This is a genomic window from Saccharothrix xinjiangensis (genome assembly GCF_039527585.1).
Classification (GTDB): Bacteria; Actinomycetota; Actinomycetes; order Mycobacteriales; family Pseudonocardiaceae; genus Actinosynnema; species Actinosynnema xinjiangensis.
Map to the genome: position 1 here is coordinate 187,306 of NZ_BAAAKE010000001.1, position 24,316 is coordinate 211,621.

The window sequence follows — 24,316 nt, forward strand, 5'->3', positions numbered from 1 at the left end:
TGGCGGTGTCCTCCGCCGGGGTCCGGGGCTCGGGCGCGGTGTCAGTCCCTCGCGCGCCCGAGCCGGCGGGTCAGCTCGGCGATCAGCTCCTGGTCGGTCAGGTCGGCGGGGTCGGGGCGGGTGCGCTGGAGCCGAGCCTCGTCGTCGGTGATCAGCTCGGCCGCCACCCACGCCTCCAGCGGGCTGGCCTCGAACAGGCGGGCCACGGCGCGCGCGGTCTCCAGGGAGACCCCCTTGCCCCGCCTCCACTCGCTGATGCGGCTGCGGTCGACGCCCGTCACCCTGGTCAGGTCGCCCGTCTTCAGCCCCCGGTTGCGGAGGTTCGTCTCGACGTACTGCCACCAGCGCGTGGTCACGGGGGTGATGTTAGGGGTCCGGACGCAACACGCGCCACGCGCGGCCGGCACGGTGAAGTGCGAAGTTGTTGTCGCACAAGGGAAAAAGCCGTTGCGTCCGAGAAACCGGGTTACTGTTGTGCGCACACGCCAGACGGTGTGCGCACACGACAAAGCCCGAGGCCCGCCATGCCACACACCATCAGGCTCCGCTCGGAAGCCTTCACCAAAGCCGTGCGACTCGCGGGGTTCCGGTCCGACTACGCCCTGGCGCGGGCGATGGACGTCAACCGCTCCACGGTCACCCGCGTGCTCAGCGGCGCGCTCCAACCCGGTCCCGCGTTCATCGGCGGCGCGTTGACCGCGCTCGCGCCGATGCAGTTCCACGACCTGTTCGAGATCGTCTCCGTGCCACGTTGACCACTCTCCGTGTCAACGGGAGGAGTCTTTTCAGGTGCCCGGCACGCGTAGGCGAGTGGAGTGGGCCGGCCCCTGCTGTGGAGACTCACCCGAATGCGTGACACTAGAAGCGTTGAAGCGGTCGAACTCGATGTGACCAGTGGCCAACGCGCGAAGTTCGGCGGCGGGAGGACAGCGGCAGGTGAGCGACGAGTCACGGCACGCGGCCGCGGCGTTGCGCCGGGACCTGGTGGGCTCCCCCGACCCCCGCGCCTGGTTCGACGCGAACCGCGAGCGCGTCGCGGACGCCCTGCGCTCGGCGGCGGATGAGCCGGAGGCCGCGGCGGCGCTGCTGGCGGAGGTGTGGCCGGTGGTGCCCGCCGACGCGGACGAGGGCTGGTGCCGGTCGCTGCACGAGGCCGGCGCGCGGCTGGCCGGGGTGCTGCCCACGTCGCTCGTGCTGGCCACCGCCTTCCGGCGGGGCGCGCGCTCGCTGCGCGCCCGGGGCCTCCTCCAGCTCGCCGCCGCGCAGGGGATGCGCGAACTGGCCGTCCACCGGGTCCGCGACGACGACCCGACCGCGACCGCGGCCGCCCTGGACGACCTGGCGGAGACCTACCGGGCGCAGGGGCGGATGCACCGGGTCGTCGGCTGCGCGGACGAGGCCCTGGAGACCTCCTTCCGGCACGGCGACCTGCCCGGGGCGGCGCGGGCGCTGACCCGCCTCGGCGAGCTGATGACCGAGGTGGGCAGGATGGGCGCGGCGGTCCGGTACCTGGCGCGCGCGGACAAGGTGTTCGACGAGGCGGGTGATCCCGCGGGCGCGCCGGACCGGGCCGGGTCGCTCGCCCTGCTCGGGCGGGCGCTGTGGTTGTCCGGCGACCGGTCGGCCGCGCACCGCGCGTTCAACCGGGCGCTGGCGCTGCTGATCGGCGTGGACGACGCGGCCGCGCAGCGGGTGCGCGACCTGGTGGCGGGGTTGGAGTCACTCCCGGAACAGGCCGACCAGCGCCAGGACGAGCTGGATGAGCAGGCCGGCGGCGAACCGGGGTCCGGTCCGGTCCGCTGAGCGGCGGCGGTGGTGGCAGTGCGCCCGGTGGCAGCCCGAGCGGCGGCAGGGGCGGGCGTGGTGGTCGTCGGGTTCGTTCATCGGTCCGGTGCGGGTTCCCTGTTCGGTCGCGCCTGGAAGGCTGCGGTCGGAGGTCGCGGTCAGAAGTGGGCGGTGGTGTCCGGGTCGTCGGCGAGCAGGTTGAGCACGTCGGGGCAGAGGAACACCCGGCGGTAGCCGCGGGACTCCCACGGCACCAGGATGTCCAGGTCGACGAGCCTGGCGGTCAGGTCGGTGGCGGCCCTCGCGGTCACGCCGTGCCGCTCGCACAGCCAGGGGTGGTCGACCACCGGGAAGCCGATCAGCTCGGCGGCCACCTGCGGGAGCCTGCCCTTGACGGGCAGCCGGCGGGCGTAGTCGGCGGCGAGCTCCTCCAGGCGGGCGATCAGGCGGAGCTGGGCGAGGGCCTGGGCGCGCAGGCCGGCGGTGAAGAAGTCGACCCACTGGTTGATCATGCCGGTGTCGACCACCGCGCGGAGCTGCCGCCGGTAGTCGGGCATGGCGTCGTCCAGCCACACCGACAGCGGCAGGACCTGGTCGCGCAGCAGGCCGGTGCGCACCAGCTCCAGGAGCGAGAACAGGCGCGCCACGTGCCCGTTCGCGGTCGGGAAGGGTTGCAGCACCTCCAGCTGGTAGTGGGCGATCGCGATCTGCGCGCTGCGGGGCTGCCGGTCCTCGTCCCGCAACCACGTCGACCACTGCTCCAGCAGCGCGACCAGGTGGGCGCCGGTGGCGGTCAGCAGGTAGGCGTCCTCCGGCTTGGCGCCGAGCCGGCCGGGCGCGTCGCGCAGCACGTCCCCGGGCCGGTCCGGCGGGCGGCCGGCCATGATCGCGGCCATCTGCCCCACCAGCCCCACGTCGTTGGGCACGCCGGCGCGGAGCCGGTCGACACCGTGCTCGTAGGCCCGCCGGTAGGGCGCGACGGCCTCGTGCCCGGTGCCCTCCAGCGGCGGCGCGCCCCGGGACAGGAGCAGGTCGACGACGAACGCCTCGCGCAGGCCCATGGCGATCCCGGCCATGCCCGCCGAGCTGTTCGCGTCGCGGACCTGCGTCGCCCGCACGAGCGCCGAGCGCACGCCGAGCCGGTCGGCCGCCTCGTCGAGGCGGCCGAGCGCGTGCTCGGCGTCGGCGCAGGACCGGTAGGTCGACATGGGCAGCCACAGGTCCGAGGGCAGCGGCGAGGGGAGGTAGGCGCCTTCGCGGAGGAGGTGCTCCGGGATGCCGGGCATCGGGGGGACGGGCACCCACTGCCCGGGGGGCAGAGGCCGGGAATTCATGGCGCAGAGCATCTACGAGAACCGCTTCCTTGGCAATACCGGAACAAACTGAAGCTTGATGCCACTTCTCTGCCGTTTACTCAGAGTGCCGACGACTAGCCGAACGGTCGATAGGACTGCTCCACCCGTGTCGTCCGTATTTCTGCGGTTTCACCACAGGACCGATCAATTGATCATAAGACCAGCTCACGACCGGTGTGGCGAGGAGTCCCACCGGACCACCGGTCAATTCTGGTGAGACCAGGCTTGCGCAGCTCTATTCCAGTCGACGGGAAGGGACCGCGCGAACCTCCGGAACCGACTCGCCCCGGGAATCGCCGGGCCGATGCCCCTCCGCCGCCCATCACCCGATCGAGTAGCACTCATTTTCCGGCAGCCGCCGGCCACCGCCGACGAGCGCCGCGCAGGCAGGGACACTTGCGGTGGTGCCACTGTGGTGCCATATTGGCACCATGGACCTGACACCGTACGTCGACAACCTCCGCCGCGAGCTCGCCACGGCCGCCGGGGCCGGCGGTGCGGAGGCCAGGGCGCTGGCCGAGAGGTTGGCCGCGCCCCTGGAGAACGCCGTGCGGTTGACGCTCCTGGAAGCCTTGTCCACGGCCGCCGACGAGATCACCCGGGACCTCGCGCCGGGCTCCGTGGACGTGCGGTTGCGGGGCCGTGACCCCGAGTTCGTGGTGGCGGTGCCGGAGGGTGTCGTGGAGAGCCACGGTGATGCCGAGGTGGCACCGCCGGTGGTTCCCGACGAGGGCGCGGTCACCCGGATCAACCTGCGCCTGCCGGAGCAGCTGAAGCTGCGGGTCGAGGAGGCCGCGAGCCGCGAGGGGATCTCGGTCAACGCGTGGCTGGTGCGGGCCGCCGCGGCCGGGCTCGGCGGGTCGGCCGTGCGGCACACGGGGCGGTCCGCCGGCGGTCAGCGCTACTCCGGCTGGGTCCGCTAGCCCCCGCTTCGAGCACCGCGCCGGCACCGCCGACCGCGCCCGACCCCGCGCCCGACCCCGTGCCCGCCACCGCACGGCGAAACCGCAGACGACCACCGGGGGACACCCATGCCCGCTTTCACCACACCGCGACCGATCACGTTGGACCTCGACGTGGTCGCCGGCGGCGCCCGGATCACCGCCGACGAGCGCGCCGACACCGTGGTCGAGGTCAAGCCGACCAACCCCGACGACGACAAGGACGTCAAGACCGCCGAGTCCACCACCGTCGACTTCGCCGACGACCGCCTCGTCGTCCGCACCCCGCGCTGGCGAGGCCTGTTCGGCCGCCCCGGCTCGGTGGACGTCACCGTCGGGCTGCCCGCGGGCTCGGCGGTCACGGCCCGCGGCTCGCTCGCCGACTTCCGCGGCGACGGCCCGCTCGGCGAGTGCCGCATCACCACCTCCGCGGGCCACATCGACCTGCATCGCACCGGCGACCTGCGCGCCGCGACCGCCACCGGCGACGTCGTGGTCGCCCACGCGACCGGCCGCGCCGAGGTGACCACGGGCACCGGCGAGGTGCGCATCGGCAGGCTCGACGGCCACTGCGCGGTCCGGAACTCCAACGGCGTCACCAGGATCGGGGAGGTCCACGGGGACGTCCGGGTGAACGCCGCCAACGGCGACATCCACGTGGGCACCGCGCACGGCGACGTGCGCGCCAAGACCGCCAACGGCCACGTGCGCGTCGCCGACGTGGCACGCGGCACGGTGGTGCTGGAGACCCGCGTCGGCGAGCTGGAGGTCGGCATCCGCGAGGGCACGGCCGCCTGGCTGGACGTGCGCTCGCTCGCGGGCCGCGTGCACAACCGGCTCACCGCCGCCGACTCGCCCGCCGAGGCCGACGAGCGGGTCGAGGTGCGCGCCCGCACCTCGCTGGGCGACGTCGTCGTCCGGCGCGCCTGACCGAACACCACCACGAAACCCTTGGGGGAGAACGCGATGTGGAACACCCACCCGCAGCAGTTCTGGTTGCGCGGCGAACTGCCGGCCGCGCCCGTCGTCCACGACGAGGAGTTGGGTTTCTGGCACGTCTACGGCCACCCGGAGGTCGCCGAGGCGCTCGGCGACTGGGGCCGGTTCTCGTCGAACACCGCGCGGTTGTTCCCGGAGCTGGTGGAGGGGTCGGAGGGGTCGGTCCTGGACGGCAACATCATCCAGCTGGACCCGCCGGACCACCGCAAGCTGCGGAACCTGGTCGGCCGGGCGTTCACGCCGAAGGTCGTGGCGGACCTGGAACCGCGCATCGAGCGGCTGACCCGCGAGCTGCTGGACCAGGTGGGCGACGACTTCGAGCTGGTCCGCGACCTGGCCTACCCGCTGCCGGTGACCGTGATCGCGGAGCTGCTCGGCGTGCCCGCCGAGGACCGCGCGCTGTTCAAGGAGTGGGGCGACCGGATCTTCGAGGACGCCAACCAGTTCTCGCTCAAGGACGAGGACCGGGTGCGCGCGGACTTCGAGAACCAGGGCGAGCTCATCCGGCCGATGCTGGAGTACCTGGCCGCGCACGCCGCGGAACGCCGCCGCGCACCGCGCGAGGACCTGCTCACCGCGCTCGTCGAGGCCGAGGTGGACGGTGAGCGCCTGTCCGACGTCGAGGTGGTCAACTTCGCGAGCGTGCTGCTCGTCGCCGGCCACATCACCACGACCATGCTGCTCGGCAACACCGTGCTGTGCCTGGACGCGCACCCGGACCAGTTCGCCGCGGTCCGCGCCGACCGGTCCCTGGTCCCCGCCGCGATCGAGGAGTCGCTGAGGTTCCTCACGCCGTTCGCCTCGGTCGCGCGCGCCACGGCGAAGCCGGAGGTCCTGGGCGGCGTGGAGGTCCCGGCCGACCAGCTGCTGCTGGTCTGGCCCGCCGCCGCCAACCGCGACCCGCGCCGGTTCGCCGACCCCGGCGCGTTCGACGTGGGCCGCGACCCCAACCCGCACCTCGCCTTCGGCCGGGGCGTGCACTTCTGCGTCGGCGCGCCGCTGGCCCGCCTGGAGGGCCGGGTCGTGCTGAACGCGCTGTTCGACCGCTTCCCCCGGCTGCGCGTCGACCCGGACCGCGAACCGGTCTTCCTGCCCTCGCCGAACCTGACCGGTGTGCGGTCCCTGCACCTGCTCACCGATCAACCGCCGCGCTGAGCTGCCCGTACGGCGGGAAGCGGCGCTACGATCACGGGCGTGCGTCCCCTGGCTCCCGGAGTCCACCAGCTGCTCGGCAGGCCTCCGCACATGATGAACGCCTACCTGGTCGAGGACGTGCTGGTGGACGCGGGCACGCCCGCCGCCCGCAAGCGGATCACGCGTCAGCTCGACGGCCGCGCGCTCGCCGCCCACGTGGTGACGCACGCCCACCCCGACCACTTCGGCTCCAGCCACGCCCTGTGCGAGCGGTACGACGTGCCGCTGTGGGCGGGGCGCGCGGACGCCGAGGCGATCGAGGCGGCCAAGCCGGTGCCCGCGCCGGGCCTGCTGCCCGCGCTGCTGGCGAAGATGCCGATGCCCGATCCGCACCCGGTGGCCCGGGGCCTCGTCGAGGGGGACGAGGTCGCCGGGTTCACCGTGCTGGACGCGCCCGGCCACTCCCCCGGCCACATCGCCCTGTGGCGCGACCACGACGGCGTGCTGATCTGCGGTGACGTGTTCTTCAACCTGCTGCGGCCCGGCCCGCCGCCGAAGTTCCTGACGCACGACGTCGAGCGCAACCGCGAGTCCATGCGCCGGCTCGCGGAGCTGCGGCCGAAGCTGGTGCTGTTCGGCCACGGCCGCCCGCTCCGCGACCCGGACCGGCTGAAGCGCCTGGTCGGATGAGCGCCCCGGGACCGGTCGACCCGGGACCCGCCGGCCGGAGACCGGGCCCGCCGGGGCCGGGCTCGTCCGGGCCGGGCTCGTCGGGACCGGTCAGCCGGAGACCCGGCTCCGCAGGACCGGGCTCCGCAGGACCGGGCTCCACAGGACCGTCCTCCCCGGGAGCGTTCCCCCCGGAACCGGCCGACCCGCTGCCGGGCACCCTGGAGCGGGACCGGGAGCTGGCGCGGATCACCGCGGCGCTGGACTCGGCGGCGGCGGGCGAGGGCCGGGTCGTGGTGATCGAGGGGCGGGCGGGCATCGGCAAGACCCGGCTGGTGCAGGACACCCGCGCCCTGGCCGGGCAACGCCGGTTCGGCCGGCTCCAGGCCATCGGCGACGTGCTGGAGAGCGCGATGCCGTGGGGCGTGGTCCGGCAGATGGTGGAGCGGTCGGTGTCCCGCTACCGGGGCGAGGTCCGGGAGCGGATCCTGGCCGGACCGCCGGGCGACGCGCTGACCGCGCTCGACGGCGCGGCGGCCGACCCGAGCGAGGCCGAGCTGGCGCGCACGCTGCACGCGCTGTGGTGGGTGGCGGTGGACCTGTCCGCGACCCGGCCGCTGCTGATCACCGTGGACGACGCGCACTGGGCGGACCCGTCGTCGCTGCGGTTCCTGGCCTACCTGTCGCGGCGGATCGCGGACCTGCCGATCGCGCTGGTCGTCGCGACCAGGCCGCCGGGGGGCAACACGGGACCGCTGGCGCAGCTGAGCGTGTCGCGGCAGGCCGAGCGCCTGCTGCCGCGCCCGCTGACCGAGCACGCGCTGGGCGACCTGGTCGCGGCCCGGGGCGTGCGGCCCGCGCCGGAGGTGGCGGCGGCGCTGCACGCGGCGGGCGGCGGCAACCCGTTCCTGACCGGGGTGCTGGTCGACGAGCTGGACGCGCTCGCGCTGCCCCTGGACGACCCGCGCACCGCCGACCGGGTCGGCGGGCTCGGTCCCAGCACGGTGTTCCGCGCCGCCCTGGGGCGGGTGCCCGCCGACGCGGTGCTGCTGGCGGGCGCGGCGGCCGTGCTCGGCACGGCCGGCGACCCGTGGCTCGCGGGTGAGGTCGCCGACCTCGGCGCGGACGAGCTGGCGCGGGCGGTCGAGGCGCTGGTGGCGGCGAACGTGCTGGCCGGCGAGCAGCTGGCGTTCCCGCACCCGGTGGTGCGCGAGGCCGTGCTCGCCGACCTGGGCCCGGTGGCGCGGGCGGCGCTGCACGCCAGGGCCGCCACCAGGCTGTGGACGGCGAAGGCCCCCGCCGAGCGGGTCGCCGCGCACCTCTCGCGGGCGCCGCGCGGCACCCTGCCGGAGGCCGCCGGAGTGCTGCGCCGGGCGGCCGCGGCCCTGCTGGCGGCGGGCGACCCGCACACCGCGGCGTCCCACCTGCGGCGGGCGGTGGAGGAGCGGCCGGACGACCCGGGCCTGCGCGCCGAGCTGGGCCGGGCGCTGCTGCGCACGGGCGACGCCGCCGGCGCCCGCGAGGAGCTGCGCGCGGCCGCCGCCGCCCTGCCGGACGCCGAGCTGCCGGCCGCCGCCGCGTCCGCGACCGCCGCGGTCGACGGCCCGGACGCGGCGATCGCCGAGCTGGTCGAGGCCGTGTCCCGCCGCGGCCCCGACGCGGGCAGGCTGCACCTGGAGGCGCGGCTGGCCGTCCTCCGGTCGTTCTCGCCGAACCACCGCCGGGCCGCCTCGGCGCACCTGGGCGGGTACGCGTCGCTGGCCGGCCGCACCCCCGACGAGCGCACCCTGCTGGGCCTGCTCGCGCAGACCGGCCGCTACGAGGTGTGGCCCGCGAGCGAGGTGGCCGCCACGGCGTTGCGCGCGCTGTCGAACGGCGCGTACTTCGACGACGCCACCGGCAGCACCGACGCCATGGTCGCCTGGGTGGTGGCGCTGATCGCGCTGGTGGCCGCGGACGGCGTCGAGGAGGGCCGCCGGGAGGTCGAGCGGGCCCGGTCGCGGGTGCGGGCGCACGGGTCGCCGGTCGAGTACGCCATGGTCGCCAACGCGCACTCGTTCCTGAGCTGGCGGCTGGGCGACCTGGGCGCGATGGCCGCCGACGCCGAGGGCGCGCTGGCCGCCGTGCGGGACGAGGACCCGGCGCCGCACGTGGTGGCGCTGCGCGCGACGGCCACCCACTTCCTGACCTACCAGGGGTTGGAGCGCGGCGACCCGGTCGGCGTGGCCGAGGCGCTGGCGCGGTTCGACGCCCTGCACCAGGAGACGCCGCGGATCATGCCCACGATCTGGCTGCACGAGCCGCGCGCCCTGCTCGCGCTGGCCGGGGGCGACGCGCGGACGGCGCGCGAGGAGGCGTTCCGGCAGCGCGACGCCCAGGCGCAGGCCGAGCTGGACCCGCCGTCCGTGCCGTGGCGCGACCCGGCGGTGCGCGCGGCGCTGCTGCTCGGCGACGAGGACGGCGCGCTGGAGCTGGCCCGCGAGCAGCTGGCGCTGGCGCGGAAGTGGGGCGCGGCCACCGAGGTCGGCGCGGCCCTGCGGCTCCTCGCGCACGCCGACGCGCGACGCCGGGTGGGGCTGCTGGTCGAGTCGGTGGCGGTGCTGGAGGCCTCGCCGGCCCGGCTGCACCTGGCCAAGTCGCTGGCCGACCTCGGCGAGGCGCTGCGGGTGGCGCGGCGGCGCGCGGACGCGCGGGAACCCCTGCACCGGGCCATGGAGCTGGCCGCGGCGTGCGGGGCGACCGCGCTGCGCAGGCGGGCCGCGGAGGCGTTGGAGGCGCTGGGCGACCGGCCGCGGCGGCTGGTGCTGCCGGGCGCGGAGGCGTTGACCGCGAGCGAGCGCCGGGTGGCCGACCTCGCGGCGCTCGGGCGGGCCAACCGGGAGATCGCGCAGGAGCTGTTCGTGACGCCCAAGACGGTGGAGAACCACCTGGGCCGGATCTACACGAAGCTCGGCATCAGCGGCCGCCGCGACCTGGCGCGCGCACTGGCCTGATCGGTGCAGGAGACGCCTGGGGGTCGTCTGGATACACCCAAGTCCCGCTCCGGGAGGTTGAGGGGTCTTCCCTCATGCCTGGCGGTGTTTGCGCAGGTCAAGCTATGTCCTGTCAGAACGCGGGGGTTGCTGCGGGAGGCGGTTCCCCCCACTTCACAGGAGGAATGGCCATGTTGCGCAAGACCGTGCTCGCCGCCGTCGCCACCGCCGCCGCCGCGCTCACCCTGCCGGGTGTCGCGTCCGCCGACCCGGTCCTCACCGCCCCGGAGCGCTGCGCGCGGATCAGCGACCTCGCCGGCCCCGACTTCCACGTCCGCCAGTGCGGCGCGAGCGACGTCGACCAGTTCCGCGCGGGCTTCGCCGGCAACGGCAACAGCCACTGCGGCCCGGCCTCGCTCTACAACGTGCTGCACTACTGGGGGCGGCAGAAGGACGCGCCGGTCGGCTGGTTGACCACCGAGGTCGGCAACCTGAACCCGACCGACCCGGCCGACTACAACGTCGTGACCAACTCGATCGGCCGCATCGCGACCGACGCGGGCTGGAGCCACGAGGACGGCACCAACACCACGAACCTGCGCGCCGCCTGGAACGTCGCCACCGCGCCCGCCAAGAACAGCGGCTGGTCCGTGGACTCCGGGTTCGTCAACTCCCACAGCGCCGCCGACTTCGCGGGCGACCTGGCGAGGAAGCTCGACTGGGGCCCGTTGCAGCTGGTCTACGGCCGGTACGCGGACGGCCCGCAGGACAGCCTCAAGCGCACCGGCGGCCACCTCGTCACCGTGGTGTCGGCCAAGGGCTCGTTCAACGGCGACGTGGTCGAGCTGAAGCTGGCCGACCCCGGTCGCGCGCCCGACCACGGCCAGGGCAGCTACCTGGCCACGCAGTCGGCGTACGAGGCGCTGGACGTGAAGCTGGAGCGCGTGGGCTTCAAGCAGTACGTGCCGTCGAAGGACGACCCGAACACGCCGGTGAACGAGGCGCTGCTGCCCGGCACCTACAAGGACGTCGAGCGGTGGGAGCTGACCGGGCCCCGCTACGTCAGCGACACCACGCGGCAGATGGTGGAGGGCTTCAACTGGTTCGTCATGTCCCCGCCGGTCGGCTGAACGGTCGAACCGACCGGGTGAACCGGTTCCCGGAGGGCCCCGCTCGCGAGCGGGGCCCTCCGCGCGCCGTTCTCGCGCTTCGAACAGGTCCTCGAACGCCTGTTCGATCCGTCCACACCTGGGGACAGGTCTGTGGACAACTCGGTCTTCGCTGGTCAAGGGCTGTGCACGGGCGAGCGGTCCGCTGGATTCGGGTGTGCCGCGCCGGCGTTGAGGGGTCGCGGTTAGCCGGTGCGGGGACCGAAGCCGACCTCGGTCCCCGCACCGAACGCGACGAACACGGAGTTGCGCTCCGAGCGTGGTGTCGACGTGGGCGCGGCCGACTCCCGCTGCGTCTCCAGGTCAGGTTCGTCGATGAGGGGTCGGGTGGCCCCTCGCCCGTCCGCCACCGCGGCTGCGGACGGGAAGTCTTCGAGCGGTCCGGCCCACCCGGGGGTCGGTCCGGTCACGCGATCCGGTCGTCGGGCAGGTCGAGCAGCTCTTCGAGCACGCTCGTCGCCGTCCCGTGCCTGCGCCAGGAAAAACGGCTGGGCGCCAGGACGTTCACCTCGTCGGCGGGCATCCGCATCGCGACCACGTCGTCCGGTGTGTGCAGCCGCACGACGTCGATCACCGCGTCGTGGGCGCGCACGCCGACCACAGCCGCGAGCTCGCCCCTGGCGTCCCGGGGGTGGAGGAACTGGAACCCTCGCGCGATGAGCTCGCGCAGCTGGTAGGAGGTGCGGTTGGTCGCCTGGTCAGCCGACGAGGTCATCGAACTCCCCGTCCCTGGCCCCGGCCACGAAGGCCGCGATCTCCGCCCTGGTGTAGACGAGCGCGGGGCCTTCGGGGAAGCGGGAGTTGCGCAGGGCGACCGAGCCGTCGATGAGCGTGGCGAGTTCGACGCAGTTGCCGAGCGCGCCGCTGCGGGCGCTCTTGCGCCATTCGACGCCGACGAGATCGGCAGCGGGCATACCGTTGTGGACCTGAGCGGTCATCGACATCACCCTCCAACCCGGAGACACATCGTCGTGGTGATGCATCTGCACGTGCATTTGACTGTGCACGGACCGTAGCACCGGCCGGCGCACCGGTAAATGCACGTGCAGATGCGGAGCGTGAACTTCGCCCGTACGGAGGAAGACCTACAGGTCCGCTCGGATCTTGCTCAGCAGCTGACGGCTGCGGTCCGGTGTCTCCGCGTCGACGGTGAGCCGGTCGAACACCCGGCTGTAGACCTCCAGTTCTTCGAGTTTGTCCAGGTAGAGGGCTCCGGCGAGGTGTTCGAGGTACACGATGTCCGGCAGGTCGGGCTCGCCGAAGCGCAACATCGTGAACGCACCTTCTGCTGCGTAACCGCTCAGCTGGTACGGCACGATCTGAAGCGTGATCGCACTTTCTTTGGTCACGCTGAGCAAGTATTCGATCTGGTCCAGCATCACGCGCCGACCGCCGATGGGCCGGTGGAGCACCGACTCGTCGATCACCGCCCACACCCGCGGCGCGCCCGGCCGGTGGAGGATCTTCTGCCGCTGCATCCGCAGCGAGACCCGGCGCTTCACCGCCGGCCCCGCCAGCTCGGGCCTGCCGTGGCTCGCGATCGCCATCGCGTAGTCCTCGGTCTGGAGCAGGCCCGGCACGAACTGCGTCTCGTAGGTGAGGATGCGCGAGGCCGCCTCCTCCAACCCGACGTAGTCCTGGAACCAGTCCGGCATCAGGTCGGAGTACCGGTGCCACCAACCCGGCGAGTTCGAGCGGCGGACCATTTCGAGGAACTTCCCGCGGACCTCGTCCTCGGTCACCCCGTACATCGTGAGCAGGTCGTTCACATCGCGCTCCTTGAGCCCGACGCGACCCAGCTCCATCCGGCTGATCTTCGACTCCGAGCCGCGGATCGCGTAGCCCGCGTCCGCGCGACTGATCTCCGCCGCCTCGCGGAGCCTGCGCAGCTGCGCGCCGAGCACGATCCGCAGAGCGGTGGGACCGCTCTCCCGCTCGGGGGTCGGCTCACCCGTGACCATCGTGGCACCTCCCGACCGTCATGCCCCTGATCCACCCCTGGCCCACTGCCGGTCGACCTCCACCCGGAGTCGTCCACCCGAACAGCGGTTGCGCCCGGAAGGGGCCAACTCGCATCGTCACTGAACGTACACCCCCGATCCTGCCGCGTCAGACGTGCGCGGCTCACTCACGCGACAGGCCCATACGCTTACGCTGAGTGGACTGTGACGCGGTGCACGAAACATCGCCCCTTCTCCCCCGTTATGCGAGGTCACCACAATGTCGGGTTCGTCCTCGGACGCCGCCACCCCCGTCTACATCGACACCACCAAGGCCAGCATCGCCAGGGTTTACGACGCGTTCCTCAACGGCAAGGACAATTACGAGATCGACCGCGAAGTCCTGCGCCGCGTCCAGGAGGTGGCGCCGGAAGCGGCGACGTTGGCCGTGGACAACCGCAACTTCCTCATCCGCGCCACCCGTTTCGTCGCGAGCCAAACGGGTATCACGCAGTTCCTCGACTGCGGTTCGGGCCTGCCCACCGCCGAGAACACCCACCAAGTGGCGCAACGGATCAACCCGGACGTACGAGTCGTGTACGTCGACAACGACCCCGTGGTGCTGGCCCACGGCCGGGCGCTGCTGGAGGAGAACGACCAGACCCACTTCTCGGCGGCGGACATCTTCAAGCCGCAGGAGATCCTGAACGACCCGGTGGTGCGCAAGCACATCGACTTCTCCGAGCCGCTGGCGCTCTTCCAGATGGGGACGCTGCACCACTACAACGGCGCCAGCCCGACGTCGGCGGAGATCATGGCCGAGTACGTCGAGGCCCTGCCGTCCGGGTCCTTCATCGGCGTCTCGCACTTCCTCGACCCGGAAACCGAGGAGCACTCGGCCATCGCGCGGCGGATGGAGGAGACGTTCCTGCACTCGCCGATGGGCAGCGGCCGGTTCGCGACCAGGCGGGAGCTGCTGGGGCTGTTCGAGGGGCTGGAACTGGTCGAACCGGGCCTGGTCATCTGCGCGAACTGGTGGCCGGACGGGCCGCGGTTGAAGGAGCTGGACGCGGTGAGCTACTGCATCGCGGGCGCGGTGGCGCGCAAGCCCTGACGATCTTCGGTAGCCTCGTGCGCCGCGGGGAGGGCACGAGGCTGTTCGGGGACGCTCGCGCTGCACGATCGAGTGAACCTCGCCGGAAGATGTACGGAAACGGTGTTCTCGTACATCGGTTAGAGAGAAGTGGACGGCCGAGCGACCACCCCTCTCCGGCGAACGGGGCGGTGAGCACGGGGACGGGGCAGTCGCCGGCCGCCGGCTCGATCGAGCCGGTCCGGCCGGCCGGACCGGACCGGCCGAGCCGGCCTGGTGGACGGGCCAGGGGTGGCCTGGTGCATGGGCCGGGCGGCTCGGCGGACGGGCCAGGGTGGTCCGGCGAGCGGGGTCGGGGTGGCCTGGCAAGCGGGTCAGGTTGGGCCGACGGACGTGCCCCGGGGTGGCCCGGCGGACGGGTCGAGGTGTGCCTGGTCGGATGACGGGGCTGGACAGCCGGGTCGGACAGCCGGGTCGGACAGCCGGGTCGGACGGACTGCACGGATGGACGGGCCGGTCAGGTGGACGGGCCGGTCAGGTGGACGGGCCGGGTAGGCGGACGGGCCGGGTAGGCGGACGGGCCGGACGATCGAGCCGACCGGGGCTGGAGGAGCCGCCGACTGCGCGCCCAAGCGCCCGAGCCGCCCCGCTCACACCTCCCGGCGGCCGAAATCGCGTCCCCGGCCAACCGCGACCTGGTCGGCCTTTGCGCCAGGCGCGCGTTCCGCGCACACCCGCACCACCCGCACCACCCGCGAGAGCGCTCTCATGTCCACATCGGACTATGCGGGAGCCCGACTGCCGGCGGGCCCGCGAAGGCGCCGCGGCAGTCGGGCTTGGTCCTATGTGGACAGTCAGTTGGTGAAGAATCCGGTCAGCACCGGGGCGGTGACCTTGGCTTTCACCATGTGGGTCTGTCCCGGCAGGACGACCAGCTCCCCGTGCGGCAGCGCCGAGGCCAGGTACCGCTGGGCGTTCCGCATGTACTCCGGGCTCTTCTCCCCCGCGATCACCAGCGCGGGCACCTCCGCGCCCGACCACCGACCCGCGGGCGGCGGGGTGCCGTGCTGGTACTCGCCCACCACGGTCAGGTCGTTCGACAGCGTGTGGGCCACCCCCTTGAGCTTCTTCCACGGCGGCATGAGCTGGAGCACCGCGATGAAGAACCCGGGCGTGCCGACGTAGCGCATGAACAGCTTCACGGCGTCACCCCGCCGCTCCTCCGCGATCGCCCGGGACACCTTCGCCGGGAAGTCCGGTTCCATCGGCCGGTGCGTGTCGTCGACGATCATGGGCGACTCGTAGATCGCCACCCGCTCCGCCGCGACGCCCCGGTGCGCCGCCTCGGCGACCAGCGCCCCGCCCGACGACATGCCGAACAGGTGGGCCGAGCCCCCGGCCTCCTCGATCAACGCGGCGATGTCCTCGACCTCGCGCCCGACGTCGTACGACCCCGCGTCACCGCTCTCACCGCGACCCCGCCGGTCGTAGGTGTAGACGGTGAAGTCCGACGACAGGGCCTTCGCCAGCTCGGCGGCCGGGCCGAACTCGCGGTAGCACATGGCGCCGTCCACGATGATCAGCGCCGGGCCCGACCCGACCTTGCTGTACGCGATCCTGGTGCCGTCCTTGGACACGACGTGCGCCATCTTCCTCGTCCTCCTCAGCTCTCGGGCGCGACACCGCCGCCCACGACCCACTCGGCGCGGCCCTGCCGGGCCACGTCGAACCAACGTTCAATGGACAGGACCGAGCACGTCCGGCGGTCTCGCGGGCTCGCTCGGATGCCCCGATCAGGACAGGTCGCCCAGCCAGGCCGACCACGCCTGCTCGTCGCGGTCGTCGTTGGCGAACACGTGGTGCATCGCGACCAACCCGCTGGGCGGGGTGCGGAAGAACCGGTACATCGCGTCGGCCGTGCGGATGCCCGCGGTCTGCGCGTTGACGAAGTACACGACGCCCGGCACGCCGTCGAGGGCGACCTCGTCCCCGGTGCGCGGCGCGCGGTCCAGGCCGAGCCGGTTGCCCAGGCGCGCCCACGTCGCGGCCCAGTCGCCGACCTGCGGGCCGAAGGCGGTGACCGGTCGCGCGGTGCGGCCGGCGAAGTGGCGCAGGTAGGTGACGAGCGTCTGCCAGAACATCTCGCCGCCCGCCGTCATGGCCTCGAACTCGTCCGCCCAGTCGTCGCCGGGCAGGAAACCGCTGGCGACCATGCGGAGCACGGTGCTGCCCTGGTCACGGCCCTCGATCAGGAACTCGTAGGCGACGAACCGCCCGTCGGGCCCCTTCTCGCCGCCGTAGGCGAGGTGCTTGCCGGGTTCCCAGGCGGTGACGGGGTGGCTGGGCTCGTACCCGCCGAACGCCTGGCGCACCGCGGCGCCGGGCTCGACCTCGTTGCCGCCCATGAACCAGGAGTCGATGCCGGGCCCGGTGGCGATGGCCTCCCAGACCTGCTCCGGCGTCACGCCGCCCAGCTCGACCTCGTTGGCGCCTTCGAACGCGTGGCCCATCTTCACTCCTCGGGGATGCTGGGGTGGACTGCGACGACGACGCGGTGCGCACGCCCGCCCGCCGCCGACTCGTCGTGGTACTTGGCGACCAAACCGGTGACGGCGGCCGCGAGTTCTTCGGCGAACGCCGCGCGTTCGGCCGCGGAGGCGAAGCGGACCTCGCCGTCCAGCGCGAAGGTGGCGACCCGCTTGCCCGCCTTGGACGCGCCGGTGATGAGGTGGCCGACGTCGCGGACCGTGCGCGCGGCCACGGCCAGCAGCCAGCGCGCGGACAGCCGGTCGGGTGAGCGCGCGGGGTCGGGCTGCACGGCGGCCAGCGCCACGGGCGAGATCACGTAGGACGCGGCGGTGGCCCGCATGACCCGCTCGGTCATGTTGCCCCTGCGGCGCTCCTCGGCCAGCTCGACCAGACCGTGCTGCTCCAGCGTGCGCAGGTGGTAGTTGACCTTCTGCCGCGGCAGCCCCACCTTGGCCGCCAACGTGGTCGCCGAACCCGGCTCGACGAGTTCGGCCAGCAGCCTCACCCTCACCGGGTCCAACGTGACCTCGGCTGTCGCCGGGTCCTCGATCACCGCCACATCAAGCATGGGAGAACCTTCGCACCGACAACTTGGATTGTCAAGACAACTTTTCTTGTCGGCGGAGGGACGGGGAGGGAGCGGGGAAGGAAGGGAGATGCGGAGCAGGGAAGAGCGGGAGGGCAGGAGGGGAGGGAGGAGCGGCCGGCGAAGGAGGAAGCAGACGGAGGTGGAGCGAGCGGGCGAGAGAGGGAGAAGGGCACGAAGAGGAAGGGCAGCGCGGGGCGAGGCAGGGCAAGGCGGCACGTGGTGCGGCGAGGCGCGGCGAGCGCGGGGCGGCGCAGGGCGCGGCGGGGCGCGGGGCGGCGGCGGGGCGCGGTCGGGTCGGGGGCGGGGTGACGGCTGGGGGCGGGGTCGGAGGCGGGGGTGGGGCCGGGGCGAGCAGCGCAGCGGGGCGGTGAAGGGCTGCGGCAAGATCGCGGGGCAAGACCGCAGGGCGGCTCGATGAGCCGCCCTGCGGGGTCAGAGCGGCAGCTGGTCCGCGTGCGCGCCGCGCTCGAAGTCGAGCAGTTGGCGCTTCCTCGCCAGCCCGCCGCCGTACCCCGTGAGGTCGCCGGTCGACCCGACGACGCGGTGGCACGGCACCACGATGCCCACCGGGTTCTTCCCGTTGGCCAGCCCGACCGCGCGTGCCGCCGACGGCCGGCCGAGGGCTGCCGCCAGCTCCCCGTACGACACGGTCTCCCCGTAGGGGATCTCGCGCAGCGCCTGCCACACCGTCCGCTGGAACGGCGTGCCGATCAGGTCGAGCTCCAGGTCGAACACCTTGCGCTCACCGGCGAAGTACTCGGCCAGCTGCTCGGTCACCTCACCGAACGGCCCGGGGCCCTCCGGGCCGAACGTGTCCTGCGCCGGTCGGTGGCGCTGGTCGGTCATGTAGACACCGGACAGCGCGCCGCGGTGCGCGACCAGCGTCAGCGGGCCGACGGGGCTGTCGACCACGGTGTGGGTCATCTGTCTCCTTTCACGCGGGCAGCCGGTTGACCGCGTGGTCACCGGTCGCCCAGAGGTGCTGGACGGCGTAGGCCCGCCAGGGGCGCCACGCCTGCGCCCGCCGCACCAGGGCGGCGGGGGTGCCGGGCAGGCCGAGGTCGCGGGCGGCGAGTCGGATGCCCAGGTCGGTGGGGATGAACGCGTCGGGGTCGCCCAGCGCGCGCATCGCGATCACCTCGACCGTCCACGGGCCGATGCCGGGCAGCGCGAGCAGGTCGGCGCGGGCGCGGTCCCAGTCGGCGCCGACGCCCAGGTCCAGCGAGCCGTCGGCCAACGCGGTGACCAGGGCGTGGAACGCGGTGCGGCGCGATCCCGGCACGGCGAGCACCGCCGGGTCGAGGGAGGCCAGCGCCTCGGGGGTGGGGAACAGGTGGGTCAGGCCGACGTCCTCGACCGGGTCGCCGACGGCTGCCACCAGCCTGGCCGCGTGGGTGCGGGCGGCGGCGGTCGAGACCTGCTGGCCGAGCAGGGCCCGCACGGCGAACTCGGCGGCGTCGACCGTGCCGGGCACGCGGCGGCCGGGTGCGCGGTCGACGAGGGGCGCCAGGAGCGGGTCGGCGCGCAGCTGGTCGTCCACCGCGACCGGGTCGGCGTCGAGGTCCAGCAGGCGGCGGCAGCGGGCGATGGCGATGGACAGGTCGCGCAGGTCGCCGAGCGACAGCCGGCAGGCCACGTGGTCCGGTCGGGGGCTCAGCGAGACCACGCCGTGCCCGTGCGGCAGGCGCAGGGTGCGCCGGTACGCGCCGTCGCGCCACTCCTCCACGCCCGGCACCCCGGTGGCGGCCAGGTGGCCGAACAGGTTGTCCGGGCACAGCGGCGACCGGAACGGCAGCCGCAGCGACAGCACGCCGGGCGCCTCCGGCGCGGGGCCGCGGCGGGCGCGCAGGTCGGTCGGCGACAGGGCGAAGACCTCGCGCACCGTCTCGTTGAACGCCCGCACGCTGGCGAACCCGGACGCCAGCGCGACCTCGGCCATCGGCAGCGACGTGGTCTCGATGAGCAGCCGGGCGGTCTGCGCGCGCTGCGCCCTGGCCAGCGCCAGGGGTCCCGCGCCCAGTTCGGCGAGCAGCAGCCGTTCGAGCTGGCGGACGCTGTAACCGAGGTCGCGGGCCAGGCCCGGCACGCCCTCGCGGTCGACCACGCCGTCGGAGATCATCCGCATCGCCTTGGCCACGGCGTCCGCGCGGTGGCTCCACAGCGGCGATCCCGGCGACGCGTCGGGACGGCACCTCTTGCACGCCCGGAATCCCGCTTGTTGCGCCGCCGCCGCACTCGGGTAGAAGCGCATGTTCTCGACCTTGGGCGGCGCGACCGGACAACTCGGCCGGCAATAGATGCCGGTGGTCAGCACAGCGGTGAAGAACCAACCGTCGAACCGGGGATCTTTGGACCGGACGGCCCGAGCACAGCGTTCCGCGTCTTGGTGCACCACACCAGCATCCGTCAACGCCGCACCGTTGGCTGGCGGAAAAACGACATCGGGTCCCCGGGCCGGACCCGCGCCGCGCCGTGCGCGCCGACCCGACCCGGCCCGGTCAACCGGTCAGCGGGAGGGCGAGGCGGGCGAGCAGGTCCAGCCCCACCTCCGCCCGATCCCGGCCGTGCGCGTCGAGCACGGTCCGCAGGATCGGGCAGACCCGTGCTTCACCGGGCAACACCCGGTCCTCACGGGCCGTGACCGGCGTGACGCCGGTCGGATCACCGCCGACCGCGGCCGGCATGGCACGTCGCCGCGCCGTTCCACCGACCGCGGCTGCCGGGCGCACTCCGCTGAGAAGACCCCCAGGACTCCTCAGTCGAGGCCACGCCAGCAGCAGCGGCAGTTGCCTGCAAAACCACTTGGACCGGTCCCTTCGCACCACTTCCGACGACGCACCGGAACGTCCCGGCCAGCTTGGCACCCGAACTGGTTAGGGTGGACTGCCTGCTGCTCCACCGGTCCACAAAAGACCTGTTCACGCGCTCACACCGGTTTTCCGGTCCGGAAGACCGGCCCGAGGAGGCTCGCCGCGGATGACTGCTTCCGGTCGGGGGTCGGGTCCCCGAGCCCTGTTCGCGGAGCGGTTCGCCCTGCTCTACGCCGAAGCGGGGGACCCGCCGCTGAAGCGGGTGACCGAATCGGTCGGCCGGGCCAGGCGCACCGACGAGCGGGGCCGTCCGGTCCGGGCGACCGCCCAGCGGGTCAGCGACTGGCGGCGCGGGCGCAACGTCCCGGCGCGGTTCTCGGCACTCTCGGTAGTCCTCGAAGTCCTCATCGGGGAGGCGCGCAAGACCCACCCGCAGCCGCCCGCTCCCGGCCTGTACGACCTCGACGCGTGGCGGGCGCTGTGGGAGGAGGCGCTGGCGAGCCCGGCGTCGCCGGCCGAGGACGAGGAACCGCCCAGCTCCGACGAGATCGGCGTGTGCCCCTACCGGGGGCTGGCCGCGTTCCAGGCCGAGGATTCGAGTTGGTTCTTCGGGCGGGAACGCAGCACCGCCGCATTGGTGTCCCGGTTGGGCAGCGCCGCGGAAACCGGCGGAATAGTGATGCTGGTGGGCGCTTCGGGAGCCGGGAAATCGTCGCTCGTGCGCGCGGGCGTCATTCCGGCCATTCGCGCCGGTGCGCTGGCCGTCGCCGGTTCCGGGAAATGGCCCGCGGTGGTCGTCACGCCCGGCGCGGACCCGATCGGCGAACTCGTCCGGCAGGTGCCGGAACTGGCCGACGTGCTCGACGTGAAGGCCGGCCCCGACGGGGCGGAGCACGACCCGGAGGCGGGCGGACCGGGCCAGGACGCGTTCCCGGGGCAGACGCTGCTGGGCGTGATGCGGTTCGCCGGGCGGATCCGCGCCGCGTTCGCCGCGCACGCCGCGCGGCACGGCGGCGACCGGGTCGTGGTGGCGGTCGACCAGTTCGAGGAGGCGTTCACGCTCGCACCGGACGAGAACCGGGTGCAGGTGCTCGTGCAGGCGCTGCACGCGGCGTGCACGCCCGCGGTCCCCGGCGGCGAGCCGCCCGCGCTGGTGCTGGTGGGCGTGCGGGCCGACTTCTACGGCCGCTGCCTGGCGTTCCCCGAACTGGCCGACGCGCTCCAGGACCGGCAGATGGTGCTGGGCCCGATGACGTCGGCCGAGCTGCGCGAGGCGGTGTCGCGGCCCGCGAAGGCGGCGGGCCTCCAGCTGGAACCGGGCCTGGTCGAGCTGATGCTGCGCGACCTGGGCGTGCGCAGCAACCGGCCCCAGTCGCGCGCCGGGCAGGACGCCTACGACGCGGGCGCGCTGCCGCTGCTCTCGCACGCCCTGCTGGCCACCTGGCAGCGGAGGCAGGCGGGCAAGCTGACCATCGCCGGCTACCGGTCGGCGGGCGGCATCCAGGGCGCGGTCGCGGCCACCGCCGAACGCGCGTGGGCCGACCTGGCGCCCGAGGCGCAGCAGGCCGCCCGGCCGCTGCTGCTGCGCCTGGTCCGCGTCGGCGAGGACACCCAGGACACGCGCCGCCGCTCCACCCGGCACGAGCTGGTCGAGCAGACCGCCAACCGGGCCGCGGGCGAGCAGGCGCTGGAAACGCTGGCCCGCGCCCGCCTCGTCACCCTCGACGCGGGCTCGGTGGAGATCACCCACGAGGCGCTGCTCCAGGCGTGGCCGCGGCTGCGCAGCTGGATCGACCAGGACCGGGAGGGCCAGCTGCTGCGGCAGCGGCTGGAGGAGGACGCGGCGGCGTGGGCGGCCCAGGACCGCGACTCGTCCCTGCTCTACCGGGGCGCGCGGCTGGAGACCGCCCGGCACTGGGCGGACGCCGCCGGCCCGGGCGGCCTCACCGGCACCGCCCAGGACTTCCTCGCCGTGTCCACGCAGCACCGCAGGCGCGCCGCGTGGGGCGTGCGGGCGGCGGCGGCGTTCGTCGTCGTGCTCGCGCTGATCGCCGCCACCGCCGCCGTGGTGGCCGTGCGGCAGCGCGACGACGCGGTGTTCCGGCAGGTCGTGGCCGAGGCCGACCGGCTGGAGGAGAGCGACCCGTCGCTGTCGGCCCTGCTCGACCTCGTCGCGCACCGGATGCACCCGGACGACCCCGAGGTGCGCACCCGCCTGCTGTCCACGCAGACCGCGCCGCTGGCCACGGTGCTGCTCGGGCACACCGGCCCGGTGTACCTGACGTCGTTCTCCCCGGACGGCAGGACGCTCGCCACGGCCAGCTACGACCAGACCGTGCGGCTGTGGGACCTGCGCGACCCCGACAACCCGCAACCGCTCGGCTCGCCCCTGCTGGGGCACCGCGGCTGGGTGTCCTCGGCCGTGTTCAGCCCGGACGGCAAGACCCTCGCCACCGCGGGCGACGACCGCACCCTGCTGCTGTGGGACGTCAGCGACCCGAGCCGGCCGCGCTCGCTCGGCCAACCGCTGGGCCGCGACCACGACACCATCTACCTGCTGGCGTTCACCCCGGACTCCAGGACGCTGGTCACCGCCAACGCCGACCACACCGCGCAGCTGTGGGACGTGGCCGACCCGGCGCGGCCCCGGCGGCTCGGCGAGCCGCTGCGCGGGCACACCGGGCAGGTCCGGTCGGTCGCGTTCAGCCCCGACGGCGCGCTGCTCGCCACCGGCGGCGACGACGACACCGTCGCCCTGTTCGACGTGCGGGACCGCCTCGCCCCCCGGCGGCTCGGCGCGCCGCTCACCGGGTTCGGCGACGACGTGCACTCGGTCGCGTTCAGCCCCGACGGCCGGGTGCTGGCCGCGGGCAGCGAGGACTGGACCGTGCAGCTGTTCGACGTGGCCGACCCGGCCGCGCCGCACCCCCTCGGGCGCCCGCTGACCGGCCACACCGGCGGCGTGTGGTCGGTCGACTTCGCGCCCGACGGCCGGGTGCTGGCCTCCTCCGGCGCCGACGGCACCACCCGCCTGTGGAACGTCACCGACCCGGCCCGCCCGAGGTCCCTGGGCCTGCCCCTGACCGGCCGCAACGGCACCGTGTACGCGGTGGGCTTCAGCCCCGACGGCCGCACCCTGGCCACCGGCAGCCACGACTCGGCCGTGCGCCTGTGGTCGCTGCCGACCGGCGTGCTGGTCGGGCACTCCGCCAGCACCACCGACCCCCGGTTCACCCCGGACGGCCGGCGGCTGGTGTCGGCCGCCGAGGACGAGGTGATCCGGGTGTGGGACGTCCAGGACCCGGGCGCGCCGCGCGCCACCGCCTCGGTCCGGCACGGCGCGGCGGTGTGGGCGCTGGCGATGAGCGCCGACGGGCGGACGCTGGTCAGCGTGAGCGACAAGATGGTGCGGCTGTGGGACTTCACCGACCCCGACCGGCCCCGCCCCCTGGGCGAACCCATCGAGGTCGGCACCCGGTACAGCTCGCCGGTGGCGCTCAGCCCCGACGGGCGGGTGCTGGTGACCGGGCACGACGACGAGTCCGTGCAGCTGTGGGACATCGGCGACCGGGAACACCCCGAACGGCTCGGCGACCCGCTCGTCGGCCACGAGGGCTACGTCTACTACACCGGTTTCACCCCGGACGGCCGGACGCTCATCACCGGCGGCGCGGACCAGACCGTGCGGCTGTGGAACGTCACCGACCCGGCCGCCGCCCAGCCGGTCGGGCACCCGCTGACCGGGCACAGCGGCGCGGTGCGCGCGGGCGCCGTCAGCCCGGGCGGGAAGGTCCTGGCCACCGCCAGCGACGACAGGACCGTCCGGCTGTGGGACCTGGGCACGCCGAACCGGGTCAAACCGATCGGCGCGCCGCTCACCGGGCACGTCGAGGGCGTGGTCACGGTGGACTTCAGCGCGGACGGGCAGTACCTGGCCGGCGGGGGCGAGGACCGCACGATCCGGTTGTGGGACGTGCGCGACCCGCAGCGCCCCTCGCCCCTGGAGGGCGTGCTGAGCGGGCACGAGGGGCCGTTGCGCGGCATCGCGTTCAAGCCGGGCGGTGAGGCCGTGATCGCGTCGTCCAGCACGGACAGCACGGTGCGGTTGTGGGACCTCGCGCTGGACCACGTGATCCAGCGGGTGTGCGCCAAGACCAAGGGCACGTTGACCGAGGAGCTGTGGCGCGAGCACCTGCCCCAGTTGGAGTACGAGCCGCCCTGTTCGTGACGGCTGCCGAGGCGCGGGTGGTGGTAGTTGGTGGGGTGCGGGTGGCTGGTGGGGTGCGGGGTCGTGGTGGCTGGTGAGGTGAGGGGTGGCGCGGCATTCCGCC

At 74.0% G+C, this 24,316-nt stretch carries 21 protein-coding genes; 10 read left to right on the top strand and 11 right to left on the bottom strand.

Annotation, left to right across the window (positions count from 1 at the left end; all coding sequences use genetic code 11):
* Positions 1-41: 41 nt before the first annotated feature.
* Positions 42-356 (bottom strand): helix-turn-helix domain-containing protein, encoded by a 315-nt coding sequence (locus ABD223_RS00890; protein ID WP_344033839.1) that lies wholly within the window; start codon positions 354-356, stop codon positions 42-44.
* Between the two features lie 168 nt (positions 357-524).
* On the opposite strand from ABD223_RS00890, the gene ABD223_RS00895 reads away from it, so the two are divergent.
* Both ABD223_RS00895 and ABD223_RS00900 read left to right on the top strand, forming a co-directional pair.
* Complete coding sequence (locus tag ABD223_RS00895; protein ID WP_344033840.1) at positions 525-755, top strand: transcriptional regulator; 231 nt, start codon at positions 525-527, stop codon at positions 753-755.
* A gap of 181 nt (positions 756-936) precedes the next feature.
* Positions 937-1,803, top strand: coding sequence for a tetratricopeptide repeat protein (locus tag ABD223_RS00900; protein WP_344033841.1), 867 nt, complete (start codon positions 937-939; stop codon positions 1,801-1,803).
* A gap of 140 nt (positions 1,804-1,943) precedes the next feature.
* Here ABD223_RS00900 and ABD223_RS00905 read toward each other — a convergent pair whose 3' ends face one another.
* Positions 1,944-3,119, bottom strand: coding sequence for a Fic family protein (locus ABD223_RS00905; protein ID WP_344033842.1), 1,176 nt, complete (start codon positions 3,117-3,119; stop codon positions 1,944-1,946).
* Between the two features lie 452 nt (positions 3,120-3,571).
* On the opposite strand from ABD223_RS00905, the gene ABD223_RS00910 reads away from it, so the two are divergent.
* From ABD223_RS00910 to ABD223_RS00935, 6 genes are all read left to right on the top strand, one after another.
* A complete protein-coding gene (locus tag ABD223_RS00910) occupies positions 3,572-4,063 on the top strand; it encodes a toxin-antitoxin system HicB family antitoxin (RefSeq protein ID WP_344033843.1) in 492 nt (163 codons plus the stop codon).
* 108 nt (positions 4,064-4,171) lie between these two features.
* Positions 4,172-5,011, top strand: a complete 840-nt coding sequence (locus ABD223_RS00915; protein ID WP_344033844.1) for a DUF4097 family beta strand repeat-containing protein — start codon at positions 4,172-4,174, stop codon at positions 5,009-5,011.
* A gap of 36 nt (positions 5,012-5,047) precedes the next feature.
* Positions 5,048-6,235, top strand: coding sequence for a cytochrome P450 (locus ABD223_RS00920; RefSeq protein WP_344033845.1), 1,188 nt, complete (start codon positions 5,048-5,050; stop codon positions 6,233-6,235).
* Between the two features lie 39 nt (positions 6,236-6,274).
* Complete coding sequence (locus tag ABD223_RS00925; protein WP_344033847.1) at positions 6,275-6,904, top strand: MBL fold metallo-hydrolase; 630 nt, start codon at positions 6,275-6,277, stop codon at positions 6,902-6,904.
* Positions 6,901-9,876 (top strand): helix-turn-helix transcriptional regulator, encoded by a 2,976-nt coding sequence (locus tag ABD223_RS00930; RefSeq protein WP_344033848.1) that lies wholly within the window; start codon positions 6,901-6,903, stop codon positions 9,874-9,876. Before ABD223_RS00925 ends, ABD223_RS00930 begins: the two co-directional genes overlap by 4 nt.
* Positions 9,877-10,046: 170 nt before the next feature.
* Entirely contained in the window at positions 10,047-10,985 is a 939-nt protein-coding gene (locus tag ABD223_RS00935) for a hypothetical protein (RefSeq protein WP_344033849.1), read from the top strand.
* Positions 10,986-11,430: 445 nt separating this feature from the next.
* On the opposite strand, the gene ABD223_RS00940 is transcribed toward ABD223_RS00935, so the two are convergent.
* The 3 genes from ABD223_RS00940 to ABD223_RS00950 all read right to left on the bottom strand — a co-directional run bounded on the left by ABD223_RS00940 (position 11,431) and on the right by ABD223_RS00950 (position 12,985).
* A complete protein-coding gene (locus tag ABD223_RS00940; RefSeq protein ID WP_344033850.1) occupies positions 11,431-11,739 on the bottom strand; it encodes a hypothetical protein in 309 nt (102 codons plus the stop codon).
* Positions 11,723-11,962, bottom strand: coding sequence for a DUF397 domain-containing protein (locus tag ABD223_RS00945; RefSeq protein WP_344033851.1), 240 nt, complete (start codon positions 11,960-11,962; stop codon positions 11,723-11,725). Before ABD223_RS00945 ends, ABD223_RS00940 begins: the two co-directional genes overlap by 17 nt.
* 147 nt (positions 11,963-12,109) lie before the next feature.
* Positions 12,110-12,985: a helix-turn-helix domain-containing protein gene (locus tag ABD223_RS00950; protein WP_344033852.1), complete on the bottom strand. Its 876-nt coding sequence runs from the start codon at positions 12,983-12,985 to the stop codon at positions 12,110-12,112.
* A gap of 259 nt (positions 12,986-13,244) precedes the next feature.
* Here ABD223_RS00950 and ABD223_RS00955 point away from each other — a divergent pair, with 259 nt between their 5' ends.
* Entirely contained in the window at positions 13,245-14,078 is an 834-nt protein-coding gene (locus tag ABD223_RS00955) for an SAM-dependent methyltransferase (RefSeq protein WP_344033853.1), read from the top strand.
* Positions 14,079-14,911: 833 nt separating this feature from the next.
* On the opposite strand, the gene ABD223_RS00960 is transcribed toward ABD223_RS00955, so the two are convergent.
* From ABD223_RS00960 to ABD223_RS00985, 6 genes are all read right to left on the bottom strand, one after another.
* The gene (locus ABD223_RS00960) at positions 14,912-15,706 is read right to left on the bottom strand and encodes an alpha/beta fold hydrolase (protein WP_344033854.1); all 795 of its coding nucleotides are present in this window, start codon (positions 15,704-15,706) and stop codon (positions 14,912-14,914) included.
* A 144-nt stretch (positions 15,707-15,850) separates the two neighbouring features.
* Entirely contained in the window at positions 15,851-16,567 is a 717-nt protein-coding gene (locus ABD223_RS00965) for an SRPBCC family protein (RefSeq protein WP_344033855.1), read from the bottom strand.
* 2 nt (positions 16,568-16,569) lie between these two features.
* Complete coding sequence (locus ABD223_RS00970; RefSeq protein WP_344033856.1) at positions 16,570-17,154, bottom strand: ArsR/SmtB family transcription factor; 585 nt, start codon at positions 17,152-17,154, stop codon at positions 16,570-16,572.
* 453 nt (positions 17,155-17,607) lie between these two features.
* The gene (locus tag ABD223_RS00975) at positions 17,608-18,099 is read right to left on the bottom strand and encodes a methylated-DNA--[protein]-cysteine S-methyltransferase (protein WP_344033858.1); all 492 of its coding nucleotides are present in this window, start codon (positions 18,097-18,099) and stop codon (positions 17,608-17,610) included.
* 10 nt (positions 18,100-18,109) lie between these two features.
* The gene (locus tag ABD223_RS00980) at positions 18,110-19,567 is read right to left on the bottom strand and encodes a DNA-3-methyladenine glycosylase 2 family protein (RefSeq protein ID WP_344034705.1); all 1,458 of its coding nucleotides are present in this window, start codon (positions 19,565-19,567) and stop codon (positions 18,110-18,112) included.
* A 106-nt stretch (positions 19,568-19,673) separates the two neighbouring features.
* A complete protein-coding gene (locus tag ABD223_RS00985) occupies positions 19,674-19,859 on the bottom strand; it encodes a hypothetical protein (protein ID WP_344033859.1) in 186 nt (61 codons plus the stop codon).
* A 292-nt stretch (positions 19,860-20,151) separates the two neighbouring features.
* Between ABD223_RS00985 and ABD223_RS00990 the strand changes: the two genes are divergently transcribed.
* Positions 20,152-24,213 carry an nSTAND1 domain-containing NTPase gene (locus ABD223_RS00990; RefSeq protein WP_344033860.1) on the top strand — a complete coding sequence of 1,354 codons (4,062 nt, stop codon included), beginning with the start codon at positions 20,152-20,154 and terminating at the stop codon, positions 24,211-24,213.
* The last annotated feature ends 103 nt before the right edge of the window (positions 24,214-24,316 follow it).